The organism is Streptococcus australis (genome assembly GCF_047463015.1).
Classification (GTDB): domain Bacteria; phylum Bacillota; class Bacilli; order Lactobacillales; family Streptococcaceae; genus Streptococcus; species Streptococcus australis_F.
Genome location: NZ_JASHER010000001.1, coordinates 26,593 through 38,876, shown reverse-complemented (window position 1 = coordinate 38,876; position 12,284 = coordinate 26,593). Strand labels below are relative to the sequence as shown.

Annotated in this window: 9 protein-coding genes and 1 riboswitch; of the genes, 8 read left to right on the top strand and 1 reads right to left on the bottom strand. The window is 43.8% G+C overall.

Going from position 1 to position 12,284, the window contains the following annotated elements:
* Positions 1-308: 308 nt before the first annotated feature.
* From pflA to QM873_RS00170, 4 genes are all read left to right on the top strand, one after another.
* Positions 309-1,103, top strand: coding sequence for a pyruvate formate-lyase-activating protein (gene pflA, locus QM873_RS00185; protein WP_048689741.1), 795 nt, complete (start codon positions 309-311; stop codon positions 1,101-1,103).
* A gap of 128 nt (positions 1,104-1,231) precedes the next feature.
* The gene (locus QM873_RS00180) at positions 1,232-2,167 is read left to right on the top strand and encodes a manganese-dependent inorganic pyrophosphatase (RefSeq protein ID WP_414278595.1); all 936 of its coding nucleotides are present in this window, start codon (positions 1,232-1,234) and stop codon (positions 2,165-2,167) included.
* Positions 2,168-2,230: 63 nt separating this feature from the next.
* Positions 2,231-2,743, top strand: a complete 513-nt coding sequence (locus QM873_RS00175) for a YiiX/YebB-like N1pC/P60 family cysteine hydrolase (RefSeq protein WP_195348078.1) — start codon at positions 2,231-2,233, stop codon at positions 2,741-2,743.
* Positions 2,727-3,377 carry a DUF1803 domain-containing protein gene (locus tag QM873_RS00170; RefSeq protein WP_195348079.1) on the top strand — a complete coding sequence of 217 codons (651 nt, stop codon included), beginning with the start codon at positions 2,727-2,729 and terminating at the stop codon, positions 3,375-3,377. Before QM873_RS00175 ends, QM873_RS00170 begins: the two co-directional genes overlap by 17 nt.
* 191 nt (positions 3,378-3,568) lie before the next feature.
* On the opposite strand, the gene QM873_RS00165 is transcribed toward QM873_RS00170, so the two are convergent.
* The gene (locus tag QM873_RS00165; RefSeq protein ID WP_414278594.1) at positions 3,569-5,014 is read right to left on the bottom strand and encodes a UDP-N-acetylmuramoyl-L-alanyl-D-glutamate--L-lysine ligase; all 1,446 of its coding nucleotides are present in this window, start codon (positions 5,012-5,014) and stop codon (positions 3,569-3,571) included.
* A gap of 86 nt (positions 5,015-5,100) precedes the next feature.
* On the opposite strand from QM873_RS00165, the gene QM873_RS00160 reads away from it, so the two are divergent.
* The 4 genes from QM873_RS00160 (at position 5,101) to mgtA (ending at position 12,222) form a co-directional block, all read left to right on the top strand.
* The gene (locus QM873_RS00160; protein ID WP_154853528.1) at positions 5,101-6,729 is read left to right on the top strand and encodes a putative polysaccharide biosynthesis protein; all 1,629 of its coding nucleotides are present in this window, start codon (positions 5,101-5,103) and stop codon (positions 6,727-6,729) included.
* 139 nt (positions 6,730-6,868) lie between these two features.
* Positions 6,869-7,963 carry a cystathionine gamma-synthase gene (locus QM873_RS00155; RefSeq protein WP_129270239.1) on the top strand — a complete coding sequence of 365 codons (1,095 nt, stop codon included), beginning with the start codon at positions 6,869-6,871 and terminating at the stop codon, positions 7,961-7,963.
* 9 nt (positions 7,964-7,972) lie between these two features.
* Positions 7,973-9,142 carry a MalY/PatB family protein gene (locus QM873_RS00150; protein ID WP_154853525.1) on the top strand — a complete coding sequence of 390 codons (1,170 nt, stop codon included), beginning with the start codon at positions 7,973-7,975 and terminating at the stop codon, positions 9,140-9,142.
* 41 nt (positions 9,143-9,183) lie between these two features.
* A riboswitch (M-box (ykoK) riboswitch) is annotated at positions 9,184-9,338 on the top strand.
* Between the two features lie 223 nt (positions 9,339-9,561).
* Positions 9,562-12,222: a magnesium-translocating P-type ATPase gene (gene mgtA, locus QM873_RS00145; protein ID WP_154853523.1), complete on the top strand. Its 2,661-nt coding sequence runs from the start codon at positions 9,562-9,564 to the stop codon at positions 12,220-12,222.
* The last annotated feature ends 62 nt before the right edge of the window (positions 12,223-12,284 follow it).

Below are 12,284 nucleotides of genomic sequence, written 5' to 3'. Positions count from 1 at the left end.
TCCCTTCATATTTATTTCTATCATATCCAATTTAATAGGGAAACAGGAAAATGTCAATAGCATTTAGGTAAGATGCATATTTGAGAGTGTTATTTCTTAAAATAGTAGAGAAATAGGAGATAAATAAGCTATTGATTTTTGCCATAGAGAATCGGTAAGAGTAAGGCCGACTGGAATGACCTGTACTAATACAATTGTATGAAATTGAAAAACAGTTTATTTTCTAAAAACTAGTCAAAATCCTTTTATTCACAAGGAATCATGTTATAATAAGACCATAAAACGTTTTCAAGAGAGAAGGACAAGACATGGAAAATGAAACAGTTGACTATGGAAAAGTAACAGGAATGGTACACTCTACGGAAAGCTTCGGTGCTGTAGATGGACCAGGGATCCGTTTTATTGTCTTTCTTCAAGGCTGTCAAATGCGGTGTCAGTATTGCCATAACCCGGATACTTGGGCTATGGAAACCAACATGTCTAGAGAACGAACAGTGGATGATGTCCTAGAAGAAGCCCTCCGCTATCGTGGATTTTGGGGTCAAAAAGGTGGGATCACGGTTAGTGGTGGAGAAGCCCTCTTGCAGATAGACTTTTTGATTGCCCTCTTCACCAAGGCTCAAGAATTGGGCATTCACTGCACGCTCGATACCTGTGCTCTACCTTTCCGCAATACCCCTCGTTACCTGGAAAAATTTGATAAATTAATGGCAGTGACAGACTTGGTGCTTCTGGATATCAAGGAAATTAACGATGAGCGGCACAGATTTGTAACCAGTCAAACGAACAAGAATATTTTAGCCTGTGCCAAGTATTTGTCTGATATTGGAAAACCCGTCTGGATTCGTCACGTTTTGGTCCCAGGTTTGACAGACCGAGATGATGACCTGATCGAACTTGGGAAATTTGTTAAAACCCTTAAAAATGTTGATAAATTTGAAATTCTACCCTACCATACCATGGGTGAATTCAAATGGCGGGAATTGGGTATTCCGTACAAGTTGGAGGGTGTGAAACCACCGACAAAAGAACGGGTCCAAAATGCGAAGGACTTGATGGAAACGGAAAGTTACCAAGATTACTTGAAACGGGTTAAAGGATAAAATAGATCGAGACAGTTGGTCCTTCCAGCTGTCTTTTTCTGATGAAATGAACAACTATCCCCTTTCTTTAAACGGAAAAACGTGCTAAAATAGAGTGAATATACAAATGAAAATGAAGAGGTAGAAACATGTCAAAAATTCTCGTTTTTGGTCACCAAAATCCTGACTCAGATGCCATCGGTTCATCTGTAGCCTTTGCTTATCTTGCAAAAGAAGCTTACGGTTTGGATACAGAAGCAGTGGCTCTTGGAACTCCAAATGAAGAAACAGCTTTCGTGTTGGACTATTTTGGTGTGGAAGCACCACGCGTCATCACATCAGCTAAAGCAGAAGGTGCAGAGCAAGTCATCTTGACGGACCACAATGAGTTCCAACAATCTGTTTCAGATATCGCTGAAGTAGAAGTTTACGGTGTAGTGGATCACCACCGTGTGGCTAACTTTGAAACTGCCAGCCCACTTTACATGCGTTTGGAACCAGTAGGATCAGCATCTTCTATCGTTTACCGCATGTTCAAAGAACATGGTGTAGCAGTGCCAAAAGAAATCGCAGGTTTGATGCTTTCAGGTTTGATTTCAGATACCCTTCTTTTGAAATCTCCAACAACTCATCCATCTGATAAAGTGATTGCGCCTGAATTGGCTGAATTGGCTGGTGTGAACTTGGAAGAATACGGTCTTGCCATGCTTAAGGCTGGTACCAACTTGGCAAGCAAATCAGCAGAAGAATTGATCGACATCGATGCTAAGACTTTTGAACTCAACGGAAACAACGTTCGTGTGGCTCAAGTGAATACAGTTGATATTGCTGAAGTCTTGGAACGCCAATCTGAAATCGAAGCAGCTATCCAAGCCGCAAATGCAGCTAACGGCTACTCTGACTTTGTTTTGATGATTACAGACATTGTCAACTCTAACTCAGAAATTTTGGCTCTTGGTGCTAACATGGATAAGGTAGAAGCAGCTTTCAACTTCAAACTTGAAAACAACCACGCTTTCCTTCCAGGTGCTGTTTCACGTAAGAAACAAGTGGTACCACAATTGACTGAAAGCTTTAATGCATAATGATAGATGGGGAAGCCTATTGTTAAAAAGGAGTTTTGGCTCCTTTTTTTCTAGGAGAGAAATATGCTAGAAAATGGTGATTTAATCTTTGTGAAAGATGATTCGGATATAGGGCAAGCCATCCAGGCATCAACTGGCAACTATAGCCATGTGGCTATCTTTTTGGACGGACAGGTCTATCATGCTAGGGTGGAAGGTGGCGTTCTTTCCCAGTCACCCGAAGATTTCTTTGAAGCTGGAAAAGTCTATGACCTTTATCGCTATACGGCGATTGATTACGAAGAAGTCAAAAAGCGAGCAGAGAGCCTTTTAGGAGCTCCCTACAATGCGTCCTTTTATCCAGATGGAAAAGGTTTCTATTGTTCCCAGTTCATCGCTGAACTACTCCCTGTTTTTGAGACCATTCCCATGAAGTTTGGAGATGGGGAAGAGGAGATTAGTCCGTTCTGGCTGGATTACTACAAGGAACTTGGCCTAGCCGTTCCCCTAGATCAGCTTGGGACTAACCCGAGTCAGTTAGCTCAATCACCCCATCTACAGTTTAAAGAAAGGTATTTGGATGATTACAATCATTAATCCCACACGTTTGACACGTCAGCCATTTTTCAAGGACTTGATCAACTATCTGGACCAGCAGGATGATGTGATCCTGCGGCAAATCAAGGCCCAATTTCCAGATCAACCAGTGGATAAGCTGATGGAGGAGTATATCAAAGCGGGCTTCATCCTTCGAGAAAATAAACGCTACACTCTCAATTTGCCTTTCTTAGAGTCAGCTGATCGAGTTGAACTGGATCAAGAGGTCTTTGTTCGAGAGGACAGTGCAGTTTATCAAGAATTAAAAGCCAAGGTCTTCCAAACAGAACTCCGCAATACTACCAATGCAGCGATTTTGATAGAGGAGACTGACTTCGAACGACATGCACAGACACTTTCCAATTACTTCTACAAGGTGAAACACCAATATCCTTTGACGGAGGAGCAAGAGAAACTCTATGCTATTTTGGGCGATGTGAATCCCGAGTATGCTCTCAAGTATATGACCAGCTTTTTGCTCAAGTTCCTCAAAAAAGAAGAAGTCCAGCAAAAGCGCAGAGACATCTTTGTTGATAGCTTAGAAGTCTTAGGCTATATCCGCAAAAATGATGAAGGCAAATATGAATTAGCAGTGGACTTGGATAAGGAAAGACTGATGTTTAGTAAACAATAGAAAGAGAGTGGGACAGAAATCGGTAATTCGTTAGAATTCGATTTCGTCGTCCCACCTCCGCACAGTTGAGTAGGGCTGTAAAAGCTGATGAAATCAGCGTAGTAGAGCCCACTCAACCACTGCGTCTTGCTCGACAATCCAAAGACAATTGAGAGGCTAGGACTTTTGTCCCAGCCTCTTCTTTCGTTTGATTATAGGTAACGTTCAGCGATGGCGGCATCGCCTGGATATTCTTCTTTTACGCCATTGACGATTTGGTAGCAGTCAGCTCCTTTTCCGGCGATAATGACGGCATCTTCAGGCTTGCTGGTCGTTGCCATAGCTAGTTGAATGGCTTGCTCGCGATCTGCGATTTTTTCGACAGGTCGCGTGATATAACTACTAATCTCTTCAGCGATAGCCAAAGGATCTTCATAGTTGGGATCATCCGCTGTGAGGAAGACTTGGATCTCAGGATGGTCTTCTAAGAGTAAGCCAAAGTCTTTGCGGCGGCTTTCTCCCTTATTACCGGTTGATCCAAGGACTAGTGAAATGGTCCCCGTTTGATGGGTTTCAACTACTGAGAGCAGCTTTTTCAAGCTATCTCCATTATGGGCGTAGTCGATGAAGACCTTGGCTCCATTTTTCTGAGTCAAGACTTCCATTCGGCCAGGAACACGCGTCTTAGCAATCCCTTTTTGGATATCCTCGGGACTCGCTCCTAGGCGAAGGCAGGCAAGACCTGCAGCCACAGCATTTTCTTGGTTGAAGTGACCGATGAGCTGGGTATCATAATCTCCCGCCAGCTTACCAGTGACAGAAAAGCTAAAGGCTTTTGAGTTCTGGACTTGGTTGCTTGATTGACTGCCGTAGAAGTCGTGGTCTTGCTCCGCGACCTGCTCCGCAAGAATCTCAAAATGATCCATATCGCTATTGACAACAACAGCACGGCTATTTTCCATCAAGAGACGTTTGTGGTAGAAGTAGTCTTCAAAGGTTGGATGTTCAATTGGTCCAATATGGTCAGGGCTGATGTTGAGGAAGACACCGACATCAAAGGTCAGACCGTAAACCCGTTTCACCAAATAAGCTTGGCTAGAAACCTCCATAATCAGGTGGGTCCGATCGTTGGCAACTGCTTGGGCCATCATTTCAAAAAGATCAATGCTTTCTGGAGTGGTCAAGGTTGATTTGAAGAAGGTCTTGCCATCCAAGGTTGTGTTCATAGTGGATAGCATGGCTGGACGGTGTCCTTGCTCAAGAATCTTGTAGGCATAGTAAGCAGAAGTCGTTTTGCCCTTGGTCCCTGTAAAAGCTAAGAGTTTTAGCTGGCGCTCAGGGTGGCCATAGAATTCCATGGCAATCAAGCTCATAGCCTGTTTGATATCCGTAACGATAATGGCTGGGATGCTGACCTCAAAGTCTTGCTCAGCGACATACCACTGGAGACCTTGCTCGATCGCTTGCTCCAAAAATTCCTTCTTGAAATTTGCCCCCTTGACAAAAAAGAGGGTCTCGGAGTTGACTTTTCGACTATCGTAGCTTATTTGATTAAAAGAAACACCACTTGCTGAATAGTGGTATTCTCCGTCTTGTAGGATCTCACGAAAGTTGTGATCCTCTTTTAAAATGTTTAGTACAGTTTCTATCTTTATCATAATCCTATTTTAAACTGAAAGACCTTATTTTACAAGTGTAAAGGAAAAGTTTATAATGAAAGAAGACTATAAAGTAGAGGAAACATATGAGTAACGAAACAAGTAATCAACAGGCCCAGATGCTTCGAGGTACAGTCTGGTTAACAGCTAGCAATTTCATTAGTCGTCTCTTGGGTGCGGCCTATATCATCCCTTGGTATATCTGGATGGGTAAACATGGAGCAGAGGCAAACGGTCTCTTCACTATGGGCTACAATATCTACGCTTGGTTTTTGCTGATTTCAACAGCAGGTGTCCCAGTAGCAGTCGCTAAGCAAGTCGCTAAGTATAATACCAAGGGGCAAGAAGAGCACAGTTTTGCCATGATTCGTGGCTTCCTTAAGTTCATGTCTTTATTGGGCTTGATTTTTGCCATTATCATGTATGTGCTTTCCCCAGTCTTTGCAAACCTATCAGGAGGTGGGAAAGACCTAATCCCTGTCATGCAGAGCTTATCTTGGGCGGTCCTCATTTTCCCTTCCATGAGTGTCATTCGTGGCTTCTTCCAAGGGCATAACAATCTGAAACCTTATGCTATCAGTCAAATTGCTGAGCAAGTGATTCGGGTTATCTGGATGCTCTTGACAGCCTACTTCATTATGAAGGTCGGTTCAGGTGATTACGTTGAAGCCGTGACCCAGTCCACTTTTGCAGCCTTTATTGGGATGGGAGCGAGTCTTCTAGTCCTCGTCTATTACCTCTGGAAAACAGGACTTCTACAGCACATTATTCATCGCCCGGAGTCTGATAGCCAGATTGATACCAAGGCTCTCTTGTGGGATACTATTCGTGAAGCGATTCCGTTCATTGTGACAGGATCAGCCATTCAACTCTTTCAAATTATCGACCAGATGACCTATAGCAATGTCATGTCTTGGTTCACCAACTTCACTCGTTCAGAGCTTTTGGTTCAGTTCAGCTACTTCTCAGCGAATCCGAACAAGATCACCATGATTTTAATTGCAGTTGCGACATCGATCGGTGGGGTGGGAATCCCTCTCCTTACAGAGAACTATGTCAAGGGCGATTTCCGGGCTGCAGGTAAGCTGGTTCAAGATAATTTGACCATGCTAGTAGCCTTCTTGCTTCCAGCGACGATTGGAGCTGTAGCTATTGCAGAGCCTCTCTATACGGTCTTTTACGGGAAACCAGATTCCCTGGCTTTGGGACTCTTTATCCTAGCCATGTTACAAACGGTCATTCTAGGCTTGTATACGGTTCTCTCTCCAATGATCCAGGCTCTTTTCCAAAATCGGAAGGCGATTCTTTACTTTGGTTATGGAGTATTGGTAAAACTGATTCTCCAAGTACCGTTCATTTATCTCTTTAAGGCTTATGGTCCTCTTCTTTCTACTACGATTGGCCTCATGATTCCGATTGTTCTTATGTACAAGGAAATTCATCAGGTGACTCATTTCAATCGCAAGACAGTCTTCAAACGAAGCTTATTGACAGCCATTCTCACCTTGATTATGCTCTTGGTAGTCCTAGTTGCAGGCTTTATCCTCGGCATGGTGATCAAACCAAATGGTCGAGTGACCAGCATGCTCTATGTAGCTCTGATTGGTGGTGTGGGAATCGTCGTATACGGTGGCCTCGGTCTTCGTCTTCGTTTCTTAGATCGCTTCATTGGTAGCAAGGCAGCCAGTCTTCGAAATAAATTTCATATTTCATAACCAGTAGAGGTTGGGTCTATCCCACCTCTTTTTTCATTATAGTTTGAAGCTATATCTAGCTCTTGAAAAAGGAAAAACCGAATCATCTAAAGAAGTGATACAATAGAGACAATTGAATTTACGTCCATTGGAGGTTTGTATGAGTCACAAAAAGAATATTAACACCATCCTAGCTCAAGCGGGAATCAAGTCGGATCCAGCAACAGGGGCTTTGATTACTCCGCTTCATTTTTCAACCACTTACCAGCATCCAGAGTTTGGTCAATCTACTGGTTTTGACTATATCCGTACCAAGAATCCGACTCGGGTAAACGCTGAAAAGACCTTGGCAGCTATTGAGAGTGCAGAGCATGCCTTGGTGACGAGCTCAGGTATGTCTGCCATTGTCTTAGCCTTTAGTATTTTTCCTGTTGGCAGTAAGGTCTTGGCAGTAAGAGATCTTTATGGAGGCTCTTTCCGCTGGTTCAACCAAATGGAACAAGAAGGACGCTTTTTCTTTACCTATGCAAATTCAGAAGAAGAATTGGTAGAAGGATTGAAGGGAGAGGTGGATATTCTCTATATTGAAACGCCTACCAACCCACTCATGCTGGAGTTTGACATCCAGAAATTAGCTAAACTCGCTCATGAAAAAGGGGCAAAAGTGATTGTAGACAATACCTTCTATAGCCCTATCTACCAACGTCCAATTGAAGAAGGAGCAGACATCGTCCTCCACTCAGCGACCAAGTATCTAGCAGGTCATAATGACGTTTTGGCTGGTGTTGTGGTGACTGATGATGAAGGCCTTTATGAGCAACTCTTTTATAACTTAAACACAACTGGAGCTGTTCTCTCTCCTTTTGACAGCTACCAATTGATCCGTGGTTTAAAAACCTTAGCCCTTCGTATGGAGCGCTCTACAGAAAATGCGAAGAAGGTAGTGGAATTCTTGAAGGGGCATCCAGCTGTTAAGGAAGTCTTGTATACTGGCAAGGGAGGCATGGTTTCCTTTAAAGTAAGCCACCAAGAAAAGATTCCAACCATTTTGAACCACTTGCAAGTCTTAACCTTTGCAGAAAGCTTAGGTGGAGTGGAGAGTTTGATTACCTACCCAACTACACAGACCCACGCGGATATTCCTGCAGAGGTTCGTCATTCCTATGGGTTAACGGATGACTTGCTTCGCCTTTCCATCGGAATTGAAGATGCGCGAGATTTGATTGAGGATTTAGAACAAGCATTGGCTAGATAGGAGTCCATCATGGGAAAAGAACAATTTTTGACTGTCCCTAATCGTTTGGGGCATCATACTAGCAAGTGGAAGGAGTCAGAGCAAGATCCAGAACTTCTTCCTGCCTGGATTGCAGATATGGATTTTGAATCCTTACCTGCGGTTCGACAAGCCATTCGAAATTACGCGGATCAATTAGTCTACGGCTACACCTATCCTAGTGAAGAGCTTTACCGAGCTGTTCAGGAGTGGGAAAAGTCAGAGCATGGATATGTGTTTGAGAAGGAAGCCATTGTCTTTATGGAAGGTGTGGTTCCGTCTATTTCAACGGCTATTCAGGCTTTCACTAAGGAAGGAGAGGCTGTTCTCATCAATACGCCAGTCTATCCACCCTTTGCCCGTAGCGTCCGCCTCAATCAACGCAAATTAGTGACCAATTCCTTAGTAGAAGTGGATGGACTTTTCCAAATTGATTTTGAGCAATTGGAAAAAGACTTTGTGGAGCACCAAGTCAAGCTCTACATCCTGTGCAATCCTCATAATCCAGGCGGTCGCGTCTGGGAACGAGAAGTCCTAGAAAAGATTGGTCGCCTCTGTCAAAAATATGGGGTCTTGCTTGTTTCCGATGAAATTCACCAAGATTTGGTATTGTTTGGGCACCAGCACGTTTCTTTTAATACGGTAGATCCAAGCTTTAAGGACTTCACCCTTGTCTTATCGAGTGCGACCAAAACCTTCAACATCGCAGGGACAAAAAATTCCTATGCCATCATCGAAAATGATGCACTAAGAAAATCCTTCCAAGCTCAGCAGTTGCGAAACAATCAACATGAAATTTCTGCCCTTGGATTTATCGCCACCGAAGTAGCCTATCAGAATGGAAAGGCTTGGTTAGAGGACTTAAAGGAAGTCTTGGAAGAAAATATCAACTACACTGTAGAAGTTTTGCGTGAGCAGACAGACATTGGTGTGATGAAACCGCAAGGGACCTATCTGCTCTGGCTTGATTTTTCTGCCTACGGTTTGTCAGAGGAAGAACTCCATGCTCGACTTCATGACCAGGCTAAGGTCATCCTTAATAAAGGGACAGACTTTGGAGTAGAAGGGAAGCAACATGCCCGTTTGAATGTGGCAGCTCCGAAAACCCTAGTCCAAGAGATTGTCGATCGGATCGTAACAAATTTTCCTAAAAAAGGTTGATTTTAAGGGTTGACTTTTCTATAGGGGAGGAGTATACTCAAGGGGAATAACGGTAGGTGAGGCTACCACAAGGATACGGATGACTACCGCAAAGCAGTGGAGACACTACTCGTTGGTCAACAGTCCTGATCGCAAAGGTCAAGACTAAGCTCATTTCATTGCCTTGCGGAGCTAAAGCTTGGACGGTCTATTTTTTGAGAATTTTTATTAAAAAATAAACGACGAGTTTAATGAGTCCTACCTATAAAAGGGGAGGGCTTTTTTCTTATGCTTAAGAAGCCTCTCACCTATCAAGTAGAAAAGGAGAACACTATGATACAAATCGACGATCATCCCGAACCGCACATAGCCAGCCAATCGCTGATTTGTGTCATCGGGACTCTATAAGCGTTTGGCTCCTGATTTAAAAGGAGATTCCAATGCAAACAACAAAAGAAAGACTCATAGCTGCATTGCAAGATGTAGAAACAAGAACCTTAGCAACCTATCAATCTAGCTGGTCTGGTTTGACGGAAGACCAAGTAGAGGAAAACCGGGATAGCTATGGAGAAAATGTCCTCACAAAGGGGCAAGATGATTCTATCTGGAAACGGATTGTTGAATCCATCATCAATCCCTTCACAGTCATCTTACTGCTCATTGCTCTTGTTTCTCTGGTGACCAATGTTTGGTTAGCCAAACCAGGTGAGGAAGATCCAACGACCTCTCTCATCATCGTCGTTCTCGTCCTTCTCTCTGGAGGGATTCGCTTTATCCAAGAATTGCGAAGTGACAAGGCTGCTAGCAACCTTTCTCGCATGATTGTCAATACAGCAACAGTGATTAGAGAAGGCAAGGAAGAAGAAATTCCCATTGATGAGATTGTGGTGGGAGACTTGATCAAACTGAGTGCAGGCGACATGATCCCAGCAGATGTGGTCTTGTTGGATTCACGAGACTTCTTCGTCCAACAATCCGGTTTGACTGGAGAGAGCGATGCTGTCGAAAAAGTCTGCTTGAAAAAAGCAAGTGGCCAAAATCTGGACAGTCTTTTGGAGAGTGAAAGTCTAGCTTTCATGGGGACCAATGTCATCTCGGGTCGAGCAACAGCCTTGGTCTTGGTCGTTGGGGATGAAACCATGATGGGAGCGATTGAGCAAACCATCAATACGTATGATGAACCAACCTCTTTTGAACGAGAAATGAACACCATCTCTTGGTTGTTGATCCGACTCATGATGGTCATGGTACCCATCGTCTTCTTTATCAATGGTTTGACAGATGGGGACTGGCTGGAAGCAGGGGTCTTTGCCCTCAGTGTAGGGGTGGGCTTGACTCCGGAAATGCTCCCAATGATTATCACAGCCAGCTTGGCCAAGGGTTCCATTATCATGGCCAAAGAAAAGGTGGTCATCAAAAAGCTCAACGCTATTCAAGATCTAGGCGCTATTGATATCCTCTGTACGGACAAGACAGGAACCTTGACCCAAGATGAGATTGTACTCGAATACCCCCTCGACATTCATGGGGACTTGGATTTGTCTGTCCTTCGTCGGGCCTATCTCAATTCTTACTTCCAAACCGGCCTAAAAAATTTGATGGACCGGGCCATTATCAGTCGGACAGAAAGAGAAGCTAAGAAACATGAGATTGTCAGAGGCTTGGACCAAAGCTTCCAAAAAATTGATGAATTGCCTTTTGACTTTGAACGCCGGCGGATGAGTGTCATTGTCAAAGATGAGGAGGGAGTCGTGAGCATGGTCACCAAGGGAGCCTTGGAAGAAATGCTAGCAGTCTCTAACTATGTGGAATACAAGGATGAGATTATTCCCCTGACAGACCAAGTGCGGGAAGACGTCTTGGCAGAAGTAGCTCAACTGAATGAACAAGGTTTGCGCGTGCTAGGGGTTAGTTACAAATCAAATCTTGAGGAAGGCTATGCCTTTGAAGTGGCAGATGAAGCAGACATGATCTTGACGGGTTACCTAGCCTTCTTGGATCCACCAAAACCATCCGCAGCACCAGCCATCAATACCCTTGCGGAATACGGAGTTGCTACTAAAATCCTTACGGGTGATAATGAGAAAGTGACCCAAGCGGTTTGTGAAAAGGTGGGACTGGATGTTGACCGCATTTTGCTGGGTAGCGATATCGACAGTCTCTCTGATTCAGACTTGGCCCAAGCAGTAGAAACCACCACCGTTTTTGCAAAATTATCTCCAGATCAAAAAGCACGCATTATCTTGCAACTCAAAGCAAATGGCCACAAGGTCGGCTATATGGGAGATGGGATCAACGATGCTCCTTCTATGAAAGTGGCAGATGTGGGGATTTCGGTTGATACAGCTGTCGATATTGCCAAAGAAACAGCAGATGTTATCCTTCTGGATAAAGACTTGATGGTCCTCGAAAAAGGCTTGGTAGAAGGCCGCAAAGTTTATGCCAACATGACCAAGTACATCAAGATGACTGTTTCTTCTAATTTCGGAAATATCTTCTCTCTTCTCTTTGCTAGTATTTTCCTTCCTTTTCTTCCAATGGCCCCCATCCATCTCATCGTTTTAAACTTGGTTTATGACCTTTCCTGTATCGCCTTGCCTTTTGACCGAGTGGATAAGGACTTCTTGAAGAAACCTCGGATTTGGGAAGCAAAATCCATTACCCGCTTTATGGCCTGGTTTGGTCCTATTTCCTCTGTCTTTGACATCTTGACCTTTATCGCTCTCTACTTTATCATCGTACCTATGATTACAGGCTATGGCTATGTCCATGGAGCAGACAGTGCGGGACTCTTCATCATGCTCTTTCAAACCGGCTGGTTTATCGAGTCCATGTGGTCCCAAACTATGGTCATCTATATGCTCCGCTCTCCAAAATTGCCTTTTGTTCAAAGTTGGCCAGCCCTTGCAGTCATGGCAACGACTTTATTGGGGGCCCTCTTTGTGACCTTCCTACCATATGGCCCACTGGCTTCCTTGTTGAAAGTAGCGCCACTAAATAGTCTTTACTTCCTATTACTGGCGGGAATCCTCTTCCTTTATATGGCAAGTGTCACCCTGGTCAAACACTATTATATTGGCAAGTACAAGGAGTGGCTATAAGATAGTCATTAAAATAAGAAAAGAAAAGGTTTGCATATTTGTAGGCCTTTTTCTTCCTTTTT